This window comes from Shewanella sp. 433, assembly GCF_059338565.1.
The window spans coordinates 258839-282318 of record NZ_CM181703.1 but is presented as its reverse complement, the minus strand read 5'-3'; the positions used below and the strand labels follow the sequence as shown (position 1 = coordinate 282318).

The window sequence follows — 23480 nt, the reverse complement described above, 5'->3', positions numbered from 1 at the left end:
TGATTAGGCTTGGTAGTAGCTACCGTTGTTGGCAGCAAGTTCACGCATCTTGTCTGTTACTTGGTACAGACCGCCTAGGTGAGCATATTTGTCGGCTAATGCAACAAAATTAGCTACGCTCATGGTGTCGATGTAACGGAACACACCCCCTCTAAATGGAGGGAAACCAAGACCGTAAACCAGCCCCATATCAGCTTCAGCTGGGGTGGCAATGATGCCTTCTTCGAGGCAGCGTACTGTTTCGATAATCATTGGGATCATAGTGCGAGCAATGATTTCCTCTTTGGTGAACTCTTTGAGTTCACCAAAGGTATTACCTAGGAGTTCATAACTTACAGGATCGATATCTTTCTTTGGCTTACCACGGCGATCGACAGAGTACTGATAGAAACCTTTGGCATTTTTTTGTCCAAAACGCTGCGCTTCAAACATTACATCAATCGCATCTTTACCGGTTTTGCCCATTCTGTCGGGGAAACCTTCAGCCATCACTGCTTGTGCGTGGTGGCCGGTATCTAGACCTACTACGTCGAGCAGATAAGCAGGGCCCATTGGCCAACCAAACTGCTTTTCCATTACCTTGTCGATAGCCGCAAAATCGGCGCCATCGGCAAGTAGGCCACTAAAGCCGGCAAAATAAGGAAATAGCACGCGGTTCACGAAGAAGCCTGGGCAGTCGTTAACAACAATAGGGGTTTTCCCCATTTTGGCAGCATAAGCCACAACGGATGCAATCGTCTCTTCTGAACTATTTTCACCACGGATAACTTCAACCAAAGGCATCTTGTGTACTGGGTTAAAGAAATGCATACCGCAGAAACGCTCAGGTTTCTTAAGGCTCTTAGCCAATAGATTGATTGAGATGGTTGATGTGTTGGAGGCGATAATAGCATCTTCACTGACATGCTCTTCGACTTCAGCCAATACCGTGGCTTTCACTTTTGGATGCTCAACAACGGCTTCAACAACAACATCGGCTTGTTTTACCGCACTGTAATCGAGTGTGGCAGTGATGTTATTCAGTACTGCAGCCATCTTCTCTGGAGTCGAGCGTCCACGTTTGATTTGCGCTGTCAGTAGTTTAGATGCTTCGCCTAAACCAAGTTCAAGTGCTGGCTGAGCGATATCTTTCATGACGATTGGCGTGCCTTTGCTGGCACTTTGATAGGCAATACCACCGCCCATGATGCCTGCGCCCAACACTGCGGCACTGTTTACGGGTTTAGCTTGCTTAGAAGCTTTCTTTGCCTTTCCTTTAACGAGTTGATCATTAAGGAATATACCGATAAGTGCTTGAGCAACTTCGGTTTTAGCCAGTTTAAGAAATGCCTGATGTTCGATTTGTAGCGCTTCAGCTCGCTTAGCGCCTGCGGCTTGCTCTATTATATCAACCGCAGTCATTGGGGCTGGGTAATGTTTGCCTGCAACCTGAAAGACCATGCCTTTAGCTGTGGCAAATGACATCATTGCTTCAAGCTTAGGTAGCGTGAGTGGAGATAATTTACGGTTACGACGTGATTGCCAATCAATCTTCTCGGCAATGGCATGGTTAAGCATTTGAATCGCTGCGGTTTCTAGCGCTTCTGGTGCAACAACAGCATCGATAGCGCCGACTTTTAATGCCGCTTCTGGGCGTTGATCTTTACCTGTGGTGATCCACTCAAGCGCGTTGTCTGCGCCAATGACGCGAGGTAGACGTACCGTGCCGCCAAAACCAGGAATAATACCCAGTTTAGTTTCGGGCAGACCAATGCGAGCCGTGGTATCAGCCACGCGCATATCGGTTGCTAAAATGGTTTCACAGCCACCGCCTAATGCAAAGCCTTTGATTGCTGAGATGGTTGGGAAGGGCAAATCTTCAAGCTTATTAAAGATCTTGTTAGCTTCTTCTAACCAATTGAGCAGTACGGCATCATCTTGTGCGAACAGACCTAAAAATTCGGTGATATCTGCGCCGACAATAAATGCATCCTTTCCAGACGCCAGCATTAAGCCTTTAAGGTTTGGCTGTTGCTTAATGGCATCTAATGCGGCATCGAGAGACGTTAAGGTTTCTCTGTCAAATTTGTTCACTGAGCCTGCGGCGTTAAAACAGAGCCGAGCGATATTGTCTTCAAGTTGTTCAACCTGAATCGTAGGACTTTGGTAGATCATTGCTTGCTTCCTTATTGCTTTAAAGAGCACTACCTACTATTGATTTTGTATGACGTAGGTAAAATCTCTATCTTACAGCAGGCCATCATTTGACCAGTTGCTGCTCAGTGTGCGTCTAAATCGAGAAAATTTCAACACCCAATTTAAACGGTTGTTTAATTTTCTTCGGTTAGGCTGAATTTTGTGCTTTATGTTAGACTGACGTCAATATTGTCGCCGCCACTGACGCCTAGGTGTTAAGCATCTAGACGTGTGCCATAAAATAATAATAGGAACATAGACATGGAAAATTTAGCTACCCTTTACCCTGACCATATCCTTGAGTTAAATCATCGCGTTGCTGAGATTATAGAGAGGGAAAAACTGTCTGGATTGGTGATCCATTCAGGTCAGCCTCATCGTCAGTTTTTAGACGATATGGATTACCCGTTTAAGGTTAATCCACATTTTAAGGCGTGGTTACCCGTTATCGATAATCCCCATTGCTGGTTATTGGTTAATGGTAAGGATAAACCACAGCTGATTTTTTATCGTCCAGTGGATTTTTGGCATAAAGTGGCTGACCTTCCTGATGCATTTTGGACCAGTGAAATTGAAGTTAAGCTACTCACCAAAGCCGACAAAATAGCCGATTTTTTGCCTAATGATATTGGTAACTGGGCCTATATTGGCGAACATTTGGAGGTTGCCGAAGTATTAGGGTTTACATCGCGTAATCCCGATGCCGTAATGAGTTATTTGCACTATCATCGTGCAACGAAAACACAATATGAACTAGCCTGCATGCGCAAAGCCAATGAAATTGCAGTGAAAGGGCATGAGGCTGCTAAGAGTGCGTTTTACGGTGGCGGCAGCGAGTTTCAAATCCAACAAGCTTACCTCAATGCGGTTGATCAGAGTGAAAATGAGATGCCCTATGGCAATATTGTGGCACTTAACCAAAATGCTGCGATATTACATTACACCGCACTAGAGCATCAGGTGCCTGCTCAGCGTTTATCTTTTTTGATTGATGCCGGTGCTAACTTTCATGGTTATGCCGCCGACATTACTCGCACCTACGCCTTTGAAAAAAATCGCTTTGGCGAGCTGATCGTGGCGATGGAACAACTGCAGCTAGCGATTATCGACATGATGCGACCCGGGGTAAAATATGTTGATCTACACATAGAAACTCACCATAAATTGGCGCAAATTCTACTGGATTTCAATTTAGCTACTGGTGATAAGCAGGGCTTGGTAGAGCAGGGGATCACCAGTGTGTTTTTCCCTCACGGCTTAGGCCACATGCTTGGATTGCAGGTACATGATATGGGAGGCTTCTTGCATGATGAGCGTGGTACTCATATTCCTGCGCCAGAGGCACACCCATTTTTACGCTGCACGCGCACATTAGCAGCCAATCAAGTGCTAACCATTGAGCCTGGGTTGTACATCATTGATACCTTACTCGACACCTTAAAGCAGGATACTCGTCAGCAACAGATTAATTGGGATACGGTGGCTATGTTACGTCCATTTGGTGGCATCCGTATTGAAGATAATGTGATTGTTCACCATGATCATACTGAAAATATGACCCGTAATTTAGGTCTTCACGGTTAAGGGTTAATAATAGTTGAGTGAAAGTTATCTTATTCCGGCTCAGCGCCTAGTGATAGAACAGGAGATAAAACACAGTCGTTTTATCTCCGTACTGTTTCATTGCTCATCTGAACAAACTCTGAAGTGTGTGCTTACTAACGTCAAGGCTGAGTATCCTGGAGCTAATCATTATTGTTATGCTTTTATCGCCGCTGACCCCAGTAATACAGTAACGATGGGCTCAAGTGATGATGGTGAGCCTGCAGGGAGTGCTGGACGGCCGATGTTAGCCACGTTACAAGGGGCCAATGTTGGTGAGATTGGTGCCATAGTGGTGCGCTACTTTGGTGGTACTAAGCTCGGCGTCGGTGGATTGGTGAGAGCCTATAGTGCGGGCATTAAGCAAGGGCTCACGCAGCTGGAGACCGAACTTAAATTAATCCGTTATCCCGGTCAGTTAGTGTGTGAGTATCATCAGCTTAAGGATGTGGAGCACTTTTTAGAGCGTGGTGAAGGGCTGATCACCGACAAAATATTTTCAGATAAGGTACAGCTACATTTTGAGATACCCAAAGGGCGTCAGCAAATATTTGCGCAAGAGTTAGCCACCATCAGTCAAGGCCAATTGAAAGTGCAGTTTACCGAGTGACTGTCATTATTCTGGGTAATATAAATATGGTCAAATTAGCTCTGCGCTAAAGCTTTAAAGATAAAAGCGCTTGGTTTTTGATCATTGCCTTGGTTGGGTTACGTATTAGGGTTATAAATTTTATACAACAGCATGTTAAATATGTGCGAAAATGGCCGATTGTGCATGATGCCGCTAAAGGACTAATAGAAAGCCCAGATGCAATATAGAACAATCATAAGAATTACCGGGCTGTTGATGGGCCTGTTTTCTTTATCGCTACTTCCCCCAGCGCTCGTCGCCGTGATCTACAAGGATGGTGGCGGCGCGGCGTTTATTCAGGCTTTTTTTCTGAGTTTATTGCTCGGCTTCGTGCTTTGGTACCCCAATCGTCACCACAAGAAAGACCTGCGAACCCGCGAAGGTTTTTTGTTGGTCGTGTTATTTTGGGGCGTGCTGGGATCGATTGGTGCAGTGCCCTTTATTTTCTCTAGTCAACCAGACTTATCTCTTGCAGACAGCTTCTTTGAGTCTTTTTCAGGTTTAACCACCACTGGGGCTACAGTTTTGGTGGGGTTAGATGATCTGCCCAAGGCGATCTTGTTTTACCGCCATCTATTGCAATGGTTGGGCGGCATGGGGATCATTGTGCTAGCGGTTGCCATCTTACCCGTACTGGGTGTTGGGGGGATGCAGCTCTATCGCGCTGAAATTCCTGGCCCCGTTAAAGACAGTAAGATGACCCCAAGAATCGCCGAATCGGCAAAAGCATTGTGGTATATCTACCTAGCATTGACCATTGCGTGTGCATTTGCTTATTGGCTTGCCGGCATGGATCTATTTGATGCGATATGTCATTCATTCTCGACCATTGCGATTGGCGGTTTTTCTACCCATGATGCCAGTATGGGCTACTTCGATAGTACGGCAATTAACATGGTGTGTGTGGTGTTTTTATTGATTGCTGCACTAAATTTTAGTCTGCATTTTGCGGCATTTACCCGTCGTGGCATTAATCTAAAAGTCTATTTTCGCGACGCCGAATTTAAAGCTTTATTGGTTGTTCAGCTCACCCTCACCCTGATCTGTTTTGCGACTCTCTATCATTCAGGGATCTATGATAGTCCCGAAGAAACCTTCGATTTTGCCCTGTTTCAAGCGGTATCCATTTCCACCACTGCAGGTTTTGGCACCGAAAGCTTTCACATGTGGCCGCTATTTTTGCCAATGCTACTGATTTTTTCTAGCTTTATCGGAGGCTGTGGGGGCTCTACCGCCGGCGGTATCAAAGTGATGCGAGTCATCTTACTCTTGCTGCAAGGATCGCGCGAACTTAAGCGTTTGGTGCACCCTCGTGGCATGTTCTCGATTCGAATTAATGGCAAGGCGTTACCTGATCGGGTGATCGATGCGGTATGGGGGTTCTTTTCTGCCTATGCGCTGGTTTTTGTCGTTTGTATGTTGATACTGATGGCGTTGGGGCTGGATAATATTACCGCCTTTAGTGCTACCGCGGCTTGCTTAAATAACTTAGGTCCAGGACTAGGTGAGGTGGCGAGTAATTATGCCAGTATCGGCGATGGTGCCAAGTGGGTGCTCGTGGTCGCGATGCTATTTGGTCGTTTAGAAGTGTTTACTTTATTGGTGTTATTTACACCTACTTTTTGGAAGAATTGATGAGCCGTACATTAATTATTTATTCGACAGTGGATGGGCAAACCAAGGCGATTTGTGACCAAATCCAAGAGATCTGTCAGGCTGAAACGCAAATGGTAACCGTGGTTTCATTGGAAGAAGCGCAGGCAGTTAATCTGTCTTATTTTGATAAGGTGCTGATTGGTGCCAGCATTCGTTATGGCAAGCATAGACCCGAACTGCTGCAATATGTTAACCGTCATCGCGCCGTGTTAAATAGCAAGAAAAACGCTTTTTTCACCGTTAATGTGGTGGCCAGAAAACCGGAAAAAAACACCCCAGAAACTAACCCTTATATGAAAAAGTTTTTACAGCTGTCGTTATGGCAGCCGCAGCAACTAGGTGTTTTTGCCGGTAAGATTGACTACCCTAAATATCGTTTTTTTGACAAGTTTATGATTCGATTCATCATGTGGATCACCAAAGGACCAACTGATACGACTGGCACCTTCGAATTTACTAATTGGGACAAGGTAAAAGCCTTTGGTAAAGCTTTTAGTGAGCGATAACGCAGCGAGTAGCGCTACTCAGCCTTAGGCACAGTAGCGTTTATAAAGAATCGAAATAACCTCGGTAACCTGCTCGTTTTTCAGGGTGTAATAGACAATCTGTGAACTCTTGCGCGTCGCGACCAGATCTTCGGCGCGCAGCACGGCCAGATGCTGAGATAACGCCGACTGACTCAGTGGCACAGTTTCATTAAGCTGAGTGACGCTGAGTTCATTATCAAGTAACTGACATAAGATCATCAGGCGGTAGGGATTGGCAATCGCCTTGAGCCACTTGGCAGCACTTTGAGCATTGGTGACCATGGTATCTACATCGATATCTTTTTGCATAGGTTAGTCTCTTACACTCTACTTGATTAGATGACTCTAATTGAACGGCCAGCTTAAGGCAATGATACTTAGTCTATAGCTCGAACTCAATTTGTGAGTCTACAAGCTTAATCAGTATTTTAATTGAGATATTGTACCGCGATTTTTTTAATGATTAGGTGGCATATTTCACAAAACCCTTAACTAATTTGTGATCCATTGATATGTTTTCAAAGCATTAAGCTGTAACAATGTAATTTAACTGGTTTTGATTATGGGTGCGATATGGCTTCAGTGTTACTTATTTACTATTCTCGTGGCGGGCATACAGCCAAAATTACCCAAGCAATAGCAACACATATTCGCCAGCAAGGGCATCAATGCGATGTGGTGCAGATAGGCCATGTCGAGACGATTGACTGGGATAAGTATGATTGCGTTGCTTTAGGCGCCTGCGTGCTTTACGGCAGTTATGATAAATCGGTATTTGCCTTTGCGACTCAATATCAGCAGCAGCTAGCCTCAAGACCCAATAGCTTTTTTAGTGTTAACGTTGTCGCGCGTAATCCCGAGAAACGTGTGCCTGAAAACAATAAATACCTGCAAAAATTCATTGAGTTGTCACCTTGGAAACCTAAAGATGTCAAAGTGATTGCAGGCAAGGTTGATTACCCCTCTTGGCGTTGGTATGACAGATTGATGATCCAACTGATCATGAAGATCACTCATGGGCCAACCGACCCTAAAGCCGTTATCGATTACACGGATTGGGACGATGTGAAAGTATATGGTGAGCACCTTATTAACCTTACCAGATAGCGTTAGATTACCGTGAGTTTAAAAGAGCCATCATGGCTCTTTTTTTGTGCTTATTAGACTAAGAAACACTGTACTTGCCCGTGTCATTACGACTGAAGTGCAGGCCGATATCTTGCTTGTTATCAGGTATGACCTCTGCTAGCCTTTCGGCTTCATTTTAAAGGACGCTAATGTAATGAATCTGTATTTTCGCTTGATTTGGTTGATGTTATGGCGTGTTCGCCATTGTCGTAGTATTGATTTTCTCGGTACCAGTACGATTGATTATCGTGCGTTACCTTTGGATTGTGATATCAACTTTCATCTTACCAATTCACGTTACCCCGCCTTTATGGATCTGGCCAGAACCTACATGTTGGCAGAAATGGGGTTGTTGAAACGCTTTCTTAAGCTCAAATGGATGCCCATCGTCAATGCGGCGGAATTTACTTATATTCGCGATATTAAGCCGCTGAGAAAATTTGAAGTGCAAAGTAAGGTGGTCGGCTGGGATGACAAATACTTTTATATTGAGCAGCGATTTGTGAGCGAAAATATCCTGCGTTGTATCGTCCATGTGCGCGGCGTCTTTGTGTGCGATCGCAAGCAGATACCCATTGCTACTATGGTAAAAGAAGCGGGTTTTGAAGGCCCCGCGCCAGAGCTGCCTCCTGAGGTGGTAAAGTGGAAAGCATTCTTGCAGCTGAAAAAAGAACGTAATCTATAACGTATCTCAAATCGATGAGCTGGTAGCATTAGGGAATAGGGCGAAAGCCTCCCTGCGCACTTGTCTTCGCCAGCTCAATCTCTTGTTGAACCTGCATCCATGAGCCGCGATTTTCAGCTTGGTGCAGATAGCGATTAAGTTGATCAAATTGGTACAGCTTAAAGCGCTTTCTGACGTCGATGATGGATGGGATTAGCGCACAATCTGCCATGGTAAACGCATCACCACATAACCAGTGATAATGACCCAATTGTTCATTTAAGCTACTCAGGCTGGCCACAATGTCATTTTCAAGTTGTTTGATTTTCAATGGGGTTTGTTCGGCGCGCATTTGCATTTTTTCAATCATATATAGCTTGTTGCTTATATCGTTATCAATAATACGATCGCACAGCCTGACCTGTAATGCATGTTCAAAGTCTGCAGGAATAAGCTGGGTACCTGTGGCGAATTGATGATCAATATACTCGATAATAATGCTGGATTCGGGCAGTAATTTGCCCGAAGGTGTTTTGAGTAGGGGTAACTTACCTAAAGGGTATTGTTGTTTAAAAGCATTACGTGAGTAAGGATCCTTGACGTCGATAACTCTAGGATAGAAGTTGGCCTGTTTTTCATAAAACGCCACCAGTACTTTTTGTGAGTACCTTGAAAGTGGATGATAAAACAGTTCCATCTTAACTTATTGCCATGCGCCGCCAATTGATACCCTAACTTTAGTCTGCTTTTTGCTTTACGGTCGAGTTTTTCACATTAAACCTGCGCTGTAAAAACGTTAGTATTAACCTTACTCTTGGCGGCAGAGTACGGTGATAGCCATGCACGGCGTAAATGGTATTGTGCTGTAGCTGATAGTCGGGCAGCAGCGGTATTAATGCCCCCTGATGTGTTGTGCTATTGAGCAAATAATCGGGAAGGACAGCCAGTCCCAACCCCGCTTTAGCGAGTGTTAATGTTGCCTGCAAGGTATTACAGCTTATGGTAGGGCTCAGCTGCAATAAAAATACGCAGCCATCGCGGTGATGAAACTGATAGCTACGAGGCCGGCTATGCGTCCCCTGCATTAACCACTGATGGTGGGGTAAACTGTCGGGATGTAATGGCTTGCCATAACGACTGATATAGCTGGGGCTGGCCACTAATGAATACTGTTCTTTAGCCAGCTCGACTGTCATCCAGAGGCGCTTGTCTGGCTGGCCAACTTGAATCGCGACATCAATATGCTGTTCTGGCCAGTCGCGGCTGTTATCTGTAAATAGCAGTGACAGGTTGAGCAAAGGGTAATGCTGATGGAAGTCTGCCAGTATCGGCGCCAATAAGTGCTCACCTAAGGCAACTGGTGCTGCAATAGTAAGCTTACCTTGCAGTTGTTTATCTTCTGGGAGTAGTAACGCATCAGCTTGTTTTGCCAGTAACAGTACTTCGGCACAGTAGGAATAAAACTGCTGTCCTGCCTGAGTGAGCAATTGCGTGCGAGTGGTGCGCTTTAGCAGTGTCTGCTGGCAACGGCTCTCAAGCCGTTTAAGGTGTTGGCTCACCATAGAGCGGCTGATCCCAAGTTGTGTTGCCGCCGCTGTGAGCGAACCCTGCTCAACGACATTGGCAAATACCAACATGCGATAGAGTTGTGAGGCATCCATACAGTCTAATTTCCATTTATTGTTTAATCTTAATAATAAAATTAGCCTATAAAATATTTATTGGTTACTTAGATAGCCTAATTAGTCAGGGTGCTAACCCGATAACAAGGGGGGATTGTCATTGTAAATGATCGCTTTGTGCTTCTGAGGGGTATTGAGTGGTTAATCGACGGGCAATGGCTATTAGTTGTCCTATTGGTAAAACGACCAAGATTAGAGAGACGTTATTTTGGAATCTTTTGAGAAAATTTACGAGCGGGCCTGCCAACGTAAAGGGGGGAAGGCTGCATTAAAACGCTTGATGCCTGTGGTGGAGTCTGACGATTCAATTAAGCGTTACAGCGACGGCCAGCTACTGTCTGAACTCTGTAAAAAGGTGTTCCAGTGTGGTTTTGTGTGGCGCATTGTCGATAATAAATGGCCAGCTTACGAGCAGGCATTTTTTGATTTTGAGCCGCATAAGGTATTAATGCTTTCACCTGAGCAGCTGCAGCAAAGAGCCAGTGATGAGAACCTTATCAGGCACCTAAAGAAAACCATGGCCATTTATGACAACGCATTAATGGTGCACGAGATTAAACTCGAGTATGGCAGTTTTGCCCAGTTTATCGCCGACTGGCCAAGTGATGATATTACAGGTCTATGGAGCGAACTCAAGCGTCGCGGTAATCGTCTTGGCGGCAATACCGGAGCCTACTTTTTACGCGCGATAGGCAAAGATACCTTGCTATTATCTGATGATATTAAAGGTTATTTTCAGGCGCACAAGTTAATCGACTTCGGGTTTAGCACCAAGAGTGGCTTAGCGCAGGTGCAGAGGGTATTTAACACTTGGCAGCAAGAGTCCGGTTTGCCGCTGGCTGAAATTAGTCGCATTGTGGCTTGTAGTGTGGGTGATAACCGAATCTGATGACAAAAAGGGTGGCAAGTGAATCGCTAGCTTCAATGCAAAAAAAGCCAGCCTATTTTTGGCTGGCAAAAAGTGCAGAGATAAAACTATTAGAGATAAACTATGGCGCTAATTTAATGACGGTTAAAAGTGCTTACTGATCCCGACAACAACCCGGTCATCAAATATTTCTGTTTGTGTGCCATAGACTTTATGGTCTTCATCTACTGTGCTGCCGTGATAACGCAAATCGAAGTCTAAGCCGGCAAAGGCCTTAGTGACACCAAGGTTCCAGTGACTCCAACCTTCAGCTCCTTCGCCATCAAGATCTTGATAGCCGAGACTGCCAGAAACCTTAAGGCCATTATCGAATGTATAGCTAGGGTGAAGTGCGTAGTTGACGCCTTGCCAGCCATCTACACCGAACCAATCATCTACCGTAGGAGTGACTTCGAGTTGCACATTGGTGCGGCCGAACTGTTTACCCACTTTCAACCATAACTCGGTGTAGTTCGAGTATGATGCGCCTGGATAGAGGTAGGAAAATAGCATGACATCATAGGTGATACCGCTATCGCCAAATTCGCCAAATTTACCCAGATAGGGGGCGGTGACAATTTCTAAATTAGGATCGGCAAATTTGATATTGGAAGCGAAGACTCCGGCATACCAGCCGCCATCGTTACCCCAGCCTAATGTACCTTGTACCACAGGTACATCACCGTCCATGGTTTCGGATTCACCACGAAATACATAGTCAGATGCGAAAGTAAGCTTAGTCGTGAGTTTGCCACCAAATAATTCATTATCTTCTTGTGCTTGTGCAACGGATACTGCTGATAGTAGTAAGCTGCCAATGAGGGCTGAGTATTTTAGCTTTGTAACGGTATTCATGATCATCATCTCGCTAACGGTAAGTTTTGTTGTGATGACTATAAAGTGAACTTATGAATGACTATTATGCTGAGAATGAACTAACGACCAAAAAATATGAACAATTGTGAACGGTTGTATTCGCTTAATGCTAAATTTACTGTTGTTAGCGTGGTTGATACTGAGTTGTGTCACATTCTCACTACATAGATTGTGTTTTTCTGGGGGTAAACGTCCTTTTTTAACCAGTTGTTAACAACACTCGATGCTTGCCTATAAAAATTTGCATTAACTTACAAAATGAGCAGGTTATTGTTCTTGTTGACATACGCTAGGTGTGAGATAAATGGTCTCAATATAAATAATGCTTCCAAAAGATTGCCCTGTAGCATGTTGTGCTGCCAAAGGGCATTTTTTGTTGTGGCCTTGATTAGGAGTTATCATGCGGCAAATAGTGAAAATTGCCTCTGTTTTAAGTGTGGCGTTATGGATAACGGGTTGTGGAAAGCAAGAGGCACCGAGTCAATCAGCAGCTGCGCCACGAAGTCTTGAAGTTGGCGTGATGCAGGTTGTGGCACAACCTCAAGCGATTCAGGTTGAACTGCCTGGTCGTAGCAAAGCGTTTCTTGAAGCTGAAGTCCGTCCGCAAGTTTCCGGTATTATTACCGAGCGTAGCTTTATCGAAGGGGCTGATGTTGTCAAAGGACAGTCACTTTATCAAATAGACTCTGCTACTTACAAAGCAGCATTAGTGAGTGCTGAAGCTGATTTGGCGCGTGCAAATGCAGGTTTAGCCTCGGCGAAAGCTAAAGCGGCTCGTTATCAAGAGTTAGTTAAAACCAATGCGATTAGCCAGCAAGAATTTGATGAAGCAGAGGCGGCATACAAAGAAGCTTTAGCTAACGTTACCGTCGCGAAAGCGGCGATTAATACCGCAAAAATCAACCTTGAATACACTCAAGTTCAAGCCCCTATCTCGGGTCGTATTGGTAAGTCGAATGTGACTGCGGGGGCGTTAGTGACGGCGAATCAAAGCCAAACATTGGCGACCATTCAGCAACTTGATCCTATCAATGTGGATATTGCTCAATCGAGTGCGCAATTATTGCGTCTTAAAGCTAAATTGAAGCAAGGCTCATTACAGGCTGTCGATAACGCCGATGTCACCTTAGTGCTGGAAGATGGCACGCCATATTCATATACGGGCACGTTGCAGTTTTCAGAAGTCAGTGTTGATGAGAATACCGGCTCAGTAACATTACGCGCCGAGTTCCCAAATCCAGATGGGGTGCTACTGCCAGGTATGTATGTGCGCGCCATGTTAAATACGGGCACAGATCCGCATGCGATTTTAGTTCCGCAAAAAGCGATTACGCGCAATCCCAAAGGCCAAGCCATTGCAATGGTGATAGGTGCTGAAAGTAAAGTGGAAGCGCGCGTAGTGACTACGGCAGAAGTTATCAACCATCAATGGCGTATCATCGATGGTCTTACAGTTGGCGACCAATTGATTGTTGAAGGCTTACAGAAAATTCGTCCCGGTGCGCCAGTGACCGGAAAACCGATTGACGCAGCGCAATCAGATAAGCAATCACAAAAGTAGGGTAAAGTTATGGCTCGTTTCTTTATCGATCGCCCTATCTTTGCTTGGGTGATCGCCATTATCGTTATGATGGCCGGGGTGCTCTCTATTATGAAGCTCCCTGTGTCACAATATCCCAGTATTGCGCCACCAACCGTCGTGATTAGTGCTGTTTATCCAGGTGCTTCGGCAAAGACCATGGAAGATACCGTTACTCAGGTGATTGAGCAGCGAATGACGGGGATTGATAATCTACGTTATATCGCCTCAACCAGTGACAGCTTTGGTAACGCGCAAATTACCTTAACCTTTAACGCCGAGGCCGATCCTGATATTGCTCAGGTGCAGGTGCAAAATAAACTGCAGCTTGCCATGCCATTGTTACCACAAGAGGTGCAGGCGCAAGGAGTTAAAGTTAACAAGTCGAGCTCGGGCTTTTTAATGGTATTGGGTTTCGTTTCATCTGATGGTTCATTGGGTAAAACCGATATTGCCGACTATGTTGGCTCAAATATCCAAGACCCTATTAGCCGTGTAGCGGGTGTGGGTGAGATTCAGTTGTTCGGTGCCCAATATGCGATGCGTATTTGGCTCGATCCGTTAAAACTGACCCAATACAACCTGACCAGCCAAGATATTATGGCGTCGATCCGTGAGCAAAATGCGCAAGTGTCGGCCGGTCAATTAGGTGGGGCGCCTGCGATTGCAGGTCAAGAGTTAAACGCCACCGTTTCGGCTCAGAGTCGTTTACAAACTGCCGATGAGTTTAAGAAAATCATCATCAAGGCAGACAGCTCTGGTGCTAAGGTCTTCTTAGAAGATGTGGCACGTGTTGAGCTTGGCGCAGAAAGCTATGCGGTTGAATCGTTTTATAACGGTAAGCCTGCGTCGGGTCTAGCGATTAAGCTCGCCACTGGTGCTAATGCGTTGGCGACAGCCGAGCGTGTGCGTGCAAAAATTGATGAATTAAAGGTGTTCTTCCCGCAAGGGTTAGAGGTTGTTTATCCTTATGATACAACGCCTTTTGTTGAAAAATCGATTGAGGGCGTGGTGCACACCTTGCTAGAAGCCGTCGTCTTGGTCTTCGTGATCATGTACCTGTTCTTGCAAAACTTCCGCGCGACGTTAATCCCAACTATTGCGGTTCCCGTTGTCTTGTTAGGTACGTTTGCCATTTTGTCGGCGACCGGCTTTTCGATTAACACTCTCACCATGTTCGCCATGGTGTTGGCCATCGGTTTGCTGGTGGACGATGCGATTGTGGTGGTGGAAAACGTCGAACGCGTGATGCAAGAGGAGGGCCTGAGCCCACTTGAGGCGACGCGTAAGTCGATGGATCAGATCACCGGAGCCCTAGTGGGTATCGGTCTTACCTTGTCGGCGGTATTCGTACCCATGGCCTTTATGTCTGGATCGACAGGGGTTATCTATCGTCAGTTCTCGGTCACGATTGTCTCTGCCATGGCCTTGTCTGTGATGGTGGCGATTATCCTGACGCCGGCGCTATGTGCGACCATGTTAAAACCTATCGCCAAAGGCGAAGGGCATGCCAAAACCGGCTTCTTCGGTTGGTTTAACCGTAAGTTCGATGCCATGACATCACGCTATGAGGCCAGTGTCGCTTCTATGATTAAGCGTACCGGACGTGTCATGCTGGTTTACTTGGCATTGACCGTGGCCGTAGGCTGGATTTTCATGCGTATGCCTACCGCTTTCCTACCCGACGAAGACCAAGGTATCTTGTTTACACAGGCTATTTTGCCCGTTAACTCGACCCAAGAAAGCACCAAGAAGGTGATGGAGAAAGTCACAGACTTCTACCTTAACCAAGAGGGTGACAATGTTAACTCAGTATTCAGTGTCTCTGGGTTTAGTTTTGCCGGTAGCGGTCAAAACATGGGTCTGGCGTTTGTCGGTTTAAAAGATTGGTCAGTTCGTGGTGAACCCGGTCAAGATGTTCAGTCAATTGCTGGGCGTTCTATGGCGATGTTCTCGCAACTGAAAGAAGCCTTTGTGTTTGCCTTTGTGCCGCCAGCGGTGATTGAACTGGGTACCGCTAACGGTTTCGATTTCTATCTCCAAGACAGAAATGGTCAAGGCCACGATAAGTTGGTTGAAGCCCGTAATATGTTACTTGGGCTAGCCGCGCAAAACCCCAACTTGGTCGGTGTACGTCCTAATGGTCAGGAAGATGCGCCTATGTATCAAATCCATGTGGATCACGCCAAGCTTCGTGCCTTGAGTGTCGACATCGATGCGGTAAACAGTGTGCTAGGCACGGCCTGGGGCGGCAGTTACGTTAATGACTTTATCGACCGCGGTCGTGTGAAGAAAGTGTACGTACAGGGCGATGCTCAGTACCGTATGCAACCGGAAGATCTTGATACTTGGTATGTACGTAATGCCGAAGGTGAAATGGTGCCTTTCTCGGCCTTTGCTACCGGTTCATGGGAATATGGATCACCGCGTCTAGAGCGTTTTAACGGCTTGCCGTCAATGAACATTCAAGGGGGCACTGCGCCGGGTTATAGTACTGGTGCGGCGATGGATGATATCGAAGCCATGGTTGCCAAATTACCACCAGGATTTGGTGTTGAATGGAATGGCCTGTCTTATGAAGAGCGCCTATCGGGTAATCAGGCGCCGGCATTGTACGCACTCTCTATCATAGTCGTGTTCTTAGTATTGGCTGCGCTGTACGAGAGTTGGTCTGTGCCGTTTGCGGTTATCTTAGTGGTTCCGCTTGGGATCATTGGTGCGCTACTGGCGATGAATGGTCGGGGCCTGCCCAACGACGTATTCTTCCAAGTAGGTCTGTTAACCACAGTGGGTCTAGCGACGAAGAACGCAATCTTGATTGTCGAGTTTGCTAAAGAGTTCTATGAGAAAGGTGCAGGCCTAGTCGAAGCGACCTTACACGCGGTGCGGGTACGTTTACGTCCTATCCTAATGACCTCTCTGGCGTTTGGTCTAGGGGTTGTGCCGTTAGCGATAAGCACTGGTGTTGGTTCTGGTAGTCAGAACGCCATCGGTACCGGCGTACTCGGCGGTATGATGAGTTCAACCTTCTTGGGGATCTTCTTTATTCCGATCTTCTTCGTGATAGTTGAACGGATCTTCAGTAAGCGTGAGCGCAATGGTGGCAGTGATGCCGCTATCGCCAAGGCGGCTGACAAAGAATCATAATTGACTCTATCGTACCAAAAAGCCCAGCACTTGCTGGGCTTTTTATTGGCGCTAGAGTATTGCATTTAAAGGATATTTCGTTAAATATGTTTGTCTAAAAATAAGCCGTAAGGTCAACATCTATGCGCCCTCAGTTATCGACACTTTTCCTGTTACTCCCTTTTACGTTTGGCTTGCCTGTATGGGCAGAGCAACCCACTGCAACCCCACAGGTTGCCACAACCTATGTTAACGATGCCATCCTACCGCCTAGCTTGGTGTGGCATGGGGCAAGTGAATCGTTATTACTCGATGGCGACGCGCCATGGGCGACTCCGTTTGAACAGGGCGGTTTTAAGGTCAGCCCAAGTTACGATGAGACGTTTGTTTGGTTAGATAAGTTGGTGGCCAGTAGCGACATGTTACACAAGGTGTCGCTGGGTAAGAGTCCTCAGGGGCGTGATATTTGGATGGTGATAGCCTCGAATGAGGGGGCAGGTACCCCTGAGGCCTTGGCTGCGACGGGTAAACCCACAGTGTTAGTGCAAGCTGGGATCCACGCCGGAGAAATTGACGGTAAAGATGCCGGAATGATGTTACTGCGAGACATGGTATTGGGTGATAAAGCGGCGCTGCTCGATGGGGCTAATTTGCTATTTGTGCCGATTTTTAGTGTCGATGCCCATGAGCGCAGTGGTCAATATAATCGCGTTAATCAGCGCGGCCCGATAGAGATGGGTTGGCGCACGACCGCCAACAATCTTAATTTGAATCGTGATTATGCCAAGGCCGATACAGTAGAGATGCAGCATATGTTGGGTGCGATAAATCGATGGCAGCCCGATCTGTATATCGATGTACACGCTACCGATGGCATCGATTATCAATATGATGTCACCTTTGGCTATAACTTAGCTCAAGGGCTGAGCCCGTCGAGTTTTCGTTGGTTAGAGACCCAATACCGACCTTATGTGGAGCAGGCATTAACGCGGCAAGGGCATATTGCGGGCCCCTTGGTGTTTGCTATCGACAATAATGATTTGAGCAAGGGAATGTCATTATGGAATGCCAGTCCACGTTACTCTAATGGTTATGGTGATGCTCGGCATCTGCCGACGATTTTAATTGAAAATCATAGTTTAAAGCCGTTTAAGCAACGAGTGCTCGGTACCTATGTCATGTTAGCGGCCACCCTTGAATTGGTGGGCAACCAAGCCACTTCACTGCGCTCGGCGATTAAGCAAGACAGGTATCGCTATAGCGATCGCATTACCCTAACGTGGGGCGACCAGCAACAGCAGCAAGGGTGGGACTTCAAAGGGATTGATTACCACACCGAAATCAGCCCCATCAGTGGTCAGCCGGTGGTGCGTTGGAGTGGCCAGCCTAAGCTCTATAAAAATTTACCCGTGATAGGTAATACTCTGGCTGAAATAAAGGTCAACCGTCCCTCGGCCTATTATATTGCGCCTCAATGGCTTGATGTGATTGAGCGCCTCGCAATTCATGGGATCCGTATGACAACGCTAACCGAACCCAAGGTGCTTAAGTTGACCCAATATCAATTAACTGCGCCGCAGTTTGGCAGTCAAGATTATGAAGGTCGCCAGCGAGTGAGCGCGCAATTGAGCGCACATGGGCTACAGACCACACTGCCGGCAGGCACGGTCAAGATTGATACCCGGCAGCCTTTAGGGGATCTGGCGATATTGCTGTTAGAGCCTCAGTCGCCTGATTCCTTATTACAATGGGGCTTTTTCAATCCCATATTTACCCGCACCGAATATATCGAGCATTACGCGGTAGAGCCGCTGGCGGCGCAAATGCTTGAGGCCGACCCCAGCTTGCAGGCCGAATTTACCCAAGCGTTGCAAGACCCTGCCTTTGCCGCTGATGCCCTGGCAAGATTACGCTGGTTTTATGTTCGAAGCCCTTATTATGATGCGCAATACCAGGTCTATCCGGTTTGGCGAGACGAGTAATGGCCTGCGGCATCATCAGTATTAACGCAGCTTAGGCTGCGTTTTTTATTGCGCATGGTTTAAGGGGGGGGATGGGTAAATGTTCCTCAAAAGGTTCGGGGGGACCTCGTTTGATTATCACCGTCAGGCAACAGTTAACACTTGATGCTACACAGTTACAACACCTCGTAGCCGAAACTGGGGCGGGTTCGCTGACTATTAAAGGGGTTGATGGCCTCAGTAAGGTGCATATCGAGGCGGGTATTTATGGGTATGATGGCGCCGAGCCAGAGCTTAGCTTAGTACAGGAAGGTCAACATGCCAAACTGATCGCCAATTTTGACTCCTTCAGTCGGGTTTCGTTGACGAGTGGTAACTCTCCCTATATGGAGCTGGTGGTTAAAGTGCCTGCCAATATGAAACTAACGCTGGATGATGGCTCAGGTAGTATTGAGATTCGTGGCGTGAACGCCGAAATGATTATTACCGATGGCTCTGGCAGCATCACTATCGATGGCGCTAAGGGATTAACTATCGATGACGGCTCAGGCGGTATTGCATTGCAAAATATTGAAGGGAATATCAGCTTAACGGATGGCTCAGGCAGTATCGAGATCCAGCAGGTGAATGGCGATGTGTCAGTGCTTGATAGTTCTGGCTCGATAGTCATTAATCATGTGGCAGGCTTAGTCACCATCGATGATGGTTCTGGAAGTATTAGTGTCGATAACAGCAAAGGATTACACATTATCGAGTCTGGTTCGGGCGATCTGAATTTTGACAATATTCAAGGGCCCGTCACCATGGATTAATGGCTTTCCCCCTGATTGCCTAGAGCAGATTAGGGGGAGTCCATAAGCGTAGTTGTGAATTGATGATAGCGGTGGTCATCGCCCACTTAGCGTCAAGACCGTTTACGCATGTCTATTACACTTTTGAACCAAAGCGTTGTATCAACAGCTGTTTAATATTGTATTGGCGTAAGAACAGAGCCGCGGCGGTAAACAGCAGTCCCCATCTTAGTAGTAACACTTGCCAAATAATGTCCTTATCAAAGCTTTTTTCCAGCTCGCAGATCATCAACACTAACCATAAAAACATCAGCATTAATGCGTTATTGACCCGCTGTAACTGAGTTGGTGGACAATACGCAGCAGCATAAGCGCAGAGTAATCCGACGATCGCACCCAGCATAATATCTTGTGGCCAGTGAGCGCCAACAATGATCCTCGATATGCCAACGATAGCACCAAGCGCGATGGCTAATGTTTTAATGGTGCGGCTTTGGTAAGCAAACCATAGGGTACCTGCAAACAGGAAAGCACTGGCAGTATGGCCCGAGGGGAAACTATGGCTTAACCGGGTGTCGCCAATAATATTAAGTACGTCTAACACCGCGGCGGGGCGCGGTGCATCAAAATATTGTTTTAAGAGTGGTACTAACAGTAATGACAACACGCTGGCAATGATCACCCGTAATATTAACTCGGGGCGTTTAATCAAGAAGCATAAGGTGATCACCCCAAGAGTGACGCCATTGCCTAAATCTGTAAGTAGCAATATGGGCCAATCGGGTAACACTGCCGCAATTCCATTGAGTAGTCTAAACAGAGTAAGGTTTACATCGGGAAGCAGCGTGATTAAAAAAATAGAGCTTAACACTAACATTAAGCCGAAAAAGCTGCGTTGATGCTGCTTATATTGTTTAGGCAATCCATCAGCCTTTTCGTGTGTGGTGGTGCCCATAATCGTCTCAAATAAGCAATTTTTGCCTACAATAGAGCTTTGCTATGACTAAGTAAAGCCGCGTGCTTATGATCAAGCCGCGGCAGGTATTTAGATTGATTGTCGATGGATATTTCTATGGGGATAATCACTAAACATCATCAATATAAAGCTGAAATTAGCTAACGATATGAATATTGGCCTCATTTTGTATTAATGTCAGCTTTTGTTTTTTGGTGAGCTTCTTAACCGCTATTTCGCGCTTCAGTGCCGTAGAGTGACAACTTAACTGCTCATGATAAACCAATTGCAGCGGCCCCTTACCGCGCAGAAATTTAGCGGCTTTAGGGCCGCCGCTTTGGTGTTCTTTAAAGCGGCGTGCTATGTCGGTTGTCACGCCGGTATAGAGCTGGCCTTTATGGCACTCAACGATATATAAAAACCAAGGTTTGCCTGTCGTCATCGATAGCTCTTGTGTTGCTCGGCGAGGTTAACGACAGTTTTTGCTGTTGGTTAATATTGGCTCTGCGCCTAACAGCCCTAATAAAAAAGCATACTCTTCAGCCGTGTCTTGATAGCGGCGATAGCGACCGCTTTTGCCACCGTGCCCAGCCTCCATATCGATATGGAACAGTAATAAGTTGTCGTCGGTCTTATATTCTCTTAATTTCGCCACCCATTTAGCGGGTTCAAAATATTGCACCTGAGAGTCATGCAGGCCAGTGGTGACCAAAAGGTGAGGATAAGCTTGACGCGTAATTTGGTCATAGGGCGAATAACTTAACATATAGTCGAAGGCATCTTTGTCGTTAGGGTTGCCCCATTCGTCATACTCATTGGTGGTGAGTGGGATCGACTCGTCCAGCATGGTCGTTACTATATCGACAAACGGCACATGGGCGGCCACGGCCAAGTAGAGTTCGGGTGCTTGGTTAATCACGGCGCCCATCAACAGGCCACCTGCGCTGCCTCCCGTCGCAACTACTTTATGAGGATCGGCATATTGTTGCTGGATCAATGCTTGGGTGACATCGATAAAATCGTTAAAGCTATTTTGCTTGTTAAACAGCCTGCCTGCGTCATACCAAGGTCTGCCGAGCATTTCGCCACCGCGCACATGGGCAATGGCATAAACCACGCCTCGGTCGAGTAGGCTTAATATGGCGCTGTCGAAATCCGCATCTATGGTGTAACCGTATGCGCCATAACCATATTGGTACAGTGGGTTGCTGCCATCTCGTTTAAATAGGCTTTTGTTGTACACCAAGGTAACGGGAATGCTCGCGCCATCTCTGGCATCGATAAAGAGGCGTTCAGCCTGATAGTGCTCGCTATTAAAGCCGCCTAATACGTTTTCCCTTTTGAGTAACTGCTTGGGTGAGGCTTGGGTCAAATCGTATTGGTAAATCGATTCTGGGGTGGTGGGGCTAGCATAATAGAGCCTAAGCTGGTGGCTATCTTGGCGAGGATTAACATCAAAACCCACCACATAAGCGGGATCATCGAAGTCGATTTGATAGCTAGGTAGCTGATCCGGATAGACGGTGATCTGGCTGAGTCCCTGACGGCGCTGCTGCACAATAAGGTAATCTTGCAGTACCAAGAACTCCTCTATGCGGCATTGGTCATCGGCAGCAATCACCTCCTGCCAAACATGCTTATTGGCAAAATCCGCTTCGGCCACTTGCATCAGGCGAAAGTTAACCGCCTGCCAGTTGGTAAGAATAAAATAGTTGTCACCCCGTTTAGCCACCGAATACTCATGGCCTGTTTCTCTGGGCAGTAGTGCAGTGAAGTGGTCAAGAGCTTGATCGGCATTGAGCACCGAGACCTCACTGGTGATCGTGCTTTCATGGTATAGTTCGATACGAGTTTCATCTAAACTTTTACCTAAGCTGAGATAGAAGCTGTCATCTTGCTCTTCATACACGAGTGTATCGGCCGATTGTGGTTGTCCTAAACGATGACGGAACACTTGGTAGCCCAGCAGGGTTTGTGGATCTTTAGCGATGTAAAACAGGTGCAGGTTATCGTTAGCCCACACTATGCTACCGTCAGTGCCTTCGAGTGTATCTTCCAGCAGTTCGCCTTGTTCGAGGCGCTTAATGTGTATGGTGTAAATGCGCCGGCTCAGTTTATCTTCACTGAAGGCCAATAACTGTTCGTCAGGGCTAATAGCGAAGCTGCCCAGACCATAAAACTCATGGCCGTGGGCGCGTTGGTTAACATCTAACAGCACCTCTTCGGCATCGCTATTAAGCTGTGGTTTACGCAGTAAGATAGGGTATTCCCCCTCTCTATGGTAACGACTCCAATACCAATGGGAGTGCCAGTAGTAAGGAACACTCGACTCATCTTTATCTAGCCTGCCGACCAACTCATCGAATAAACGTGCCTGTAAAGGCGCGAAGGGCTTAAAGCATTGTTGATGGTAGCTGTTTTCGGCATTGAGATGCGCTATCACCTCGGGTGACTGACGCGTATCGTCTCTTAACCAATAATAGTTATCTATCCTCTCTACACCATGATGTATCAATGAGTGTGGCTTTTTGGCGGCGATCGGTGGAGAAATTGAATGCATTAAAGACGACCTTTATTATCGATAGCGTGGTAAACCAGTGCGAGTTTGCCTGTAAAGCTTGAGCTTAGGTGATTTAGTTTAGGCTTGTCACCTGCTAGCTTGTTATTTGTTTCAAATTGGCGCACCCTATTTGCGCCTAATGTGCTGATCCTAAGTAATTAAGATTAGCCCCTCCAGCAATATTTACGGTTTTACTGCTGTTACGCAGACCCAGTGTGAGCCCGTTAGCGAGTCCGTTTAACAGTGACGCTGCGCCGCTTAAAAATAGGCAGTTGAGCCGATATTCAGTGAGTAGGTGACATTAATAATTCTCAGGGCGGGGTGTAACTCCCCACCGGCGGTGATAGTTGTAGATGCAACTTAAGCCCGCGAGCGCCTAATCTTTTCCAAGGTTAGGGTCAGCAGATCTGGTGCCCTTGTTGCGTGTAGAGATAGCATGTTAAAAGTATTCCAGAGCCGACGGTAATGAGCGCGTAAGCGCACTGAGTCCGGATGAAAGAGAATATAAGAACCACAAACAGCGTATGCTGCGCTCTAAGCTTGGGCTTAGTTCGCTAACGTGACCCTGGCTCTTATTCAACACCACCATAAGCGCAGGCTTATCGGTGTTATTTTCTATATGCCCTGATTCTGGCACAAAACCATTTTATTAGTATTACT

At 46.5% G+C, this 23480-nt stretch carries 19 protein-coding genes and 1 riboswitch; of the genes, 11 read left to right on the top strand and 8 right to left on the bottom strand.

The window, feature by feature from the left end:
- Nucleotides 1-3: 3 nt before the first annotated feature.
- The gene (gene fadB / locus AC5YB1_RS01365) at nt 4-2154 is read right to left on the bottom strand and encodes a fatty acid oxidation complex subunit alpha FadB (protein ID WP_494520420.1); all 2151 of its coding nucleotides are present in this window, start codon (nt 2152-2154) and stop codon (nt 4-6) included.
- Nucleotides 2155-2436: 282 nt separating this feature from the next.
- Here fadB and pepQ point away from each other — a divergent pair, with 282 nt between their 5' ends.
- The 4 genes from pepQ to hemG (AC5YB1_RS01345) all read left to right on the top strand — a co-directional run bounded on the left by pepQ (nt 2437) and on the right by hemG (AC5YB1_RS01345) (nt 6570).
- Nucleotides 2437-3759 (top strand): Xaa-Pro dipeptidase, encoded by a 1323-nt coding sequence (gene pepQ / locus AC5YB1_RS01360; protein WP_475515418.1) that lies wholly within the window; start codon nt 2437-2439, stop codon nt 3757-3759.
- Between the two features lie 13 nt (nt 3760-3772).
- Nucleotides 3773-4387, top strand: a complete 615-nt coding sequence (locus AC5YB1_RS01355) for a YigZ family protein (protein WP_494520419.1) — start codon at nt 3773-3775, stop codon at nt 4385-4387.
- Nucleotides 4388-4585: 198 nt separating this feature from the next.
- Nucleotides 4586-6043, top strand: coding sequence for a TrkH family potassium uptake protein (locus AC5YB1_RS01350; protein ID WP_494520418.1), 1458 nt, complete (start codon nt 4586-4588; stop codon nt 6041-6043).
- Nucleotides 6043-6570 (top strand): menaquinone-dependent protoporphyrinogen IX dehydrogenase, encoded by a 528-nt coding sequence (gene hemG, locus AC5YB1_RS01345; protein ID WP_494520417.1) that lies wholly within the window; start codon nt 6043-6045, stop codon nt 6568-6570. The genes AC5YB1_RS01350 and hemG (AC5YB1_RS01345) overlap by 1 nt, the downstream gene beginning before the upstream one ends.
- A 24-nt stretch (nt 6571-6594) precedes the next feature.
- Here the strand turns inward: hemG (AC5YB1_RS01345) and AC5YB1_RS01340 are convergent, their stop codons facing one another.
- Nucleotides 6595-6900, bottom strand: a complete 306-nt coding sequence (locus tag AC5YB1_RS01340) for an ArsR/SmtB family transcription factor (RefSeq protein ID WP_028763438.1) — start codon at nt 6898-6900, stop codon at nt 6595-6597.
- Nucleotides 6901-7164: 264 nt separating this feature from the next.
- On the opposite strand from AC5YB1_RS01340, the gene hemG (AC5YB1_RS01335) reads away from it, so the two are divergent.
- Nucleotides 7165-7698, top strand: coding sequence for a menaquinone-dependent protoporphyrinogen IX dehydrogenase (gene hemG, locus AC5YB1_RS01335; RefSeq protein WP_494520416.1), 534 nt, complete (start codon nt 7165-7167; stop codon nt 7696-7698).
- 175 nt (nt 7699-7873) lie between these two features.
- On the top strand, nt 7874-8404 hold the full coding sequence (locus tag AC5YB1_RS01330) for a thioesterase family protein (RefSeq protein WP_494520415.1): 531 nt from the start codon (nt 7874-7876) through the stop codon (nt 8402-8404).
- 28 nt (nt 8405-8432) lie between these two features.
- Here AC5YB1_RS01330 and AC5YB1_RS01325 read toward each other — a convergent pair whose 3' ends face one another.
- Both AC5YB1_RS01325 and AC5YB1_RS01320 read right to left on the bottom strand, forming a co-directional pair.
- Complete coding sequence (locus tag AC5YB1_RS01325; protein ID WP_494520414.1) at nt 8433-9080, bottom strand: glutathione S-transferase family protein; 648 nt, start codon at nt 9078-9080, stop codon at nt 8433-8435.
- Between the two features lie 40 nt (nt 9081-9120).
- Nucleotides 9121-10044, bottom strand: a complete 924-nt coding sequence (locus AC5YB1_RS01320; RefSeq protein ID WP_494520413.1) for a LysR family transcriptional regulator — start codon at nt 10042-10044, stop codon at nt 9121-9123.
- A gap of 229 nt (nt 10045-10273) precedes the next feature.
- Between AC5YB1_RS01320 and AC5YB1_RS01315 the strand changes: the two genes are divergently transcribed.
- On the top strand, nt 10274-10954 hold the full coding sequence (locus AC5YB1_RS01315; protein WP_494520412.1) for a DNA-3-methyladenine glycosylase I: 681 nt from the start codon (nt 10274-10276) through the stop codon (nt 10952-10954).
- A 123-nt stretch (nt 10955-11077) separates the two neighbouring features.
- Here AC5YB1_RS01315 and AC5YB1_RS01310 read toward each other — a convergent pair whose 3' ends face one another.
- Nucleotides 11078-11836 (bottom strand): TorF family putative porin, encoded by a 759-nt coding sequence (locus AC5YB1_RS01310; RefSeq protein ID WP_494520411.1) that lies wholly within the window; start codon nt 11834-11836, stop codon nt 11078-11080.
- Between the two features lie 412 nt (nt 11837-12248).
- On the opposite strand from AC5YB1_RS01310, the gene AC5YB1_RS01305 reads away from it, so the two are divergent.
- From AC5YB1_RS01305 to AC5YB1_RS01290, 4 genes are all read left to right on the top strand, one after another.
- Nucleotides 12249-13409 carry an efflux RND transporter periplasmic adaptor subunit gene (locus tag AC5YB1_RS01305; RefSeq protein ID WP_494520410.1) on the top strand — a complete coding sequence of 387 codons (1161 nt, stop codon included), beginning with the start codon at nt 12249-12251 and terminating at the stop codon, nt 13407-13409.
- Nucleotides 13410-13418: 9 nt separating this feature from the next.
- Nucleotides 13419-16574 (top strand): efflux RND transporter permease subunit, encoded by a 3156-nt coding sequence (locus tag AC5YB1_RS01300; protein ID WP_494520409.1) that lies wholly within the window; start codon nt 13419-13421, stop codon nt 16572-16574.
- 122 nt (nt 16575-16696) lie between these two features.
- Nucleotides 16697-18535 carry a M14 family metallopeptidase gene (locus AC5YB1_RS01295; RefSeq protein WP_494520408.1) on the top strand — a complete coding sequence of 613 codons (1839 nt, stop codon included), beginning with the start codon at nt 16697-16699 and terminating at the stop codon, nt 18533-18535.
- Nucleotides 18536-18606: 71 nt separating this feature from the next.
- Nucleotides 18607-19326 carry a DUF4097 family beta strand repeat-containing protein gene (locus AC5YB1_RS01290; RefSeq protein ID WP_494520407.1) on the top strand — a complete coding sequence of 240 codons (720 nt, stop codon included), beginning with the start codon at nt 18607-18609 and terminating at the stop codon, nt 19324-19326.
- Nucleotides 19327-19441: 115 nt separating this feature from the next.
- Here the strand turns inward: AC5YB1_RS01290 and AC5YB1_RS01285 are convergent, their stop codons facing one another.
- From AC5YB1_RS01285 to AC5YB1_RS01275, 3 genes are all read right to left on the bottom strand, one after another.
- A complete protein-coding gene (locus AC5YB1_RS01285) occupies nt 19442-20260 on the bottom strand; it encodes a phosphatase PAP2 family protein (RefSeq protein WP_494520406.1) in 819 nt (272 codons plus the stop codon).
- Between the two features lie 157 nt (nt 20261-20417).
- A complete protein-coding gene (locus tag AC5YB1_RS01280) occupies nt 20418-20702 on the bottom strand; it encodes a GIY-YIG nuclease family protein (RefSeq protein ID WP_475515433.1) in 285 nt (94 codons plus the stop codon).
- A 27-nt stretch (nt 20703-20729) separates the two neighbouring features.
- The gene (locus AC5YB1_RS01275) at nt 20730-22820 is read right to left on the bottom strand and encodes a S9 family peptidase (protein WP_494520405.1); all 2091 of its coding nucleotides are present in this window, start codon (nt 22818-22820) and stop codon (nt 20730-20732) included.
- Between the two features lie 303 nt (nt 22821-23123).
- Nucleotides 23124-23328, top strand: a riboswitch (FMN riboswitch).
- Nucleotides 23329-23480 lie beyond the last annotated feature (152 nt).

Bases quoted from the DNA above. Each gene is read 5' to 3' on its own strand.
- pepQ (WP_475515418.1), top strand. From the start codon at position 2,437: ATGGAAAATTTAGCTACCCTTTACCCTGACCATATCCTTGAGTTAAAT.
- hemG (WP_494520416.1), top strand. From the start codon at position 7,165: ATGGCTTCAGTGTTACTTATTTACTATTCTCGTGGCGGGCATACAGCC.
- AC5YB1_RS01330 (WP_494520415.1), top strand. From the start codon at position 7,874: ATGAATCTGTATTTTCGCTTGATTTGGTTGATGTTATGGCGTGTTCGC.
- AC5YB1_RS01285 (WP_494520406.1), bottom strand. From the start codon at position 20,260: ATGGGCACCACCACACACGAAAAGGCTGATGGATTGCCTAAACAATAT.
- AC5YB1_RS01300 (WP_494520409.1), top strand. From the start codon at position 13,419: ATGGCTCGTTTCTTTATCGATCGCCCTATCTTTGCTTGGGTGATCGCC.
- AC5YB1_RS01275 (WP_494520405.1), bottom strand. From the start codon at position 22,820: ATGCATTCAATTTCTCCACCGATCGCCGCCAAAAAGCCACACTCATTG.
- AC5YB1_RS01310 (WP_494520411.1), bottom strand. From the start codon at position 11,836: ATGATGATCATGAATACCGTTACAAAGCTAAAATACTCAGCCCTCATT.
- hemG (WP_494520417.1), top strand. From the start codon at position 6,043: ATGAGCCGTACATTAATTATTTATTCGACAGTGGATGGGCAAACCAAG.
- AC5YB1_RS01295 (WP_494520408.1), top strand. From the start codon at position 16,697: ATGCGCCCTCAGTTATCGACACTTTTCCTGTTACTCCCTTTTACGTTT.
- AC5YB1_RS01320 (WP_494520413.1), bottom strand. From the start codon at position 10,044: ATGGATGCCTCACAACTCTATCGCATGTTGGTATTTGCCAATGTCGTT.
- AC5YB1_RS01305 (WP_494520410.1), top strand. From the start codon at position 12,249: ATGCGGCAAATAGTGAAAATTGCCTCTGTTTTAAGTGTGGCGTTATGG.
- AC5YB1_RS01280 (WP_475515433.1), bottom strand. From the start codon at position 20,702: ATGACGACAGGCAAACCTTGGTTTTTATATATCGTTGAGTGCCATAAA.
- AC5YB1_RS01290 (WP_494520407.1), top strand. From the start codon at position 18,607: ATGGGTAAATGTTCCTCAAAAGGTTCGGGGGGACCTCGTTTGATTATC.
- AC5YB1_RS01340 (WP_028763438.1), bottom strand. From the start codon at position 6,900: ATGCAAAAAGATATCGATGTAGATACCATGGTCACCAATGCTCAAAGT.
- AC5YB1_RS01325 (WP_494520414.1), bottom strand. From the start codon at position 9,080: ATGGAACTGTTTTATCATCCACTTTCAAGGTACTCACAAAAAGTACTG.
- AC5YB1_RS01350 (WP_494520418.1), top strand. From the start codon at position 4,586: ATGCAATATAGAACAATCATAAGAATTACCGGGCTGTTGATGGGCCTG.
- fadB (WP_494520420.1), bottom strand. From the start codon at position 2,154: ATGATCTACCAAAGTCCTACGATTCAGGTTGAACAACTTGAAGACAAT.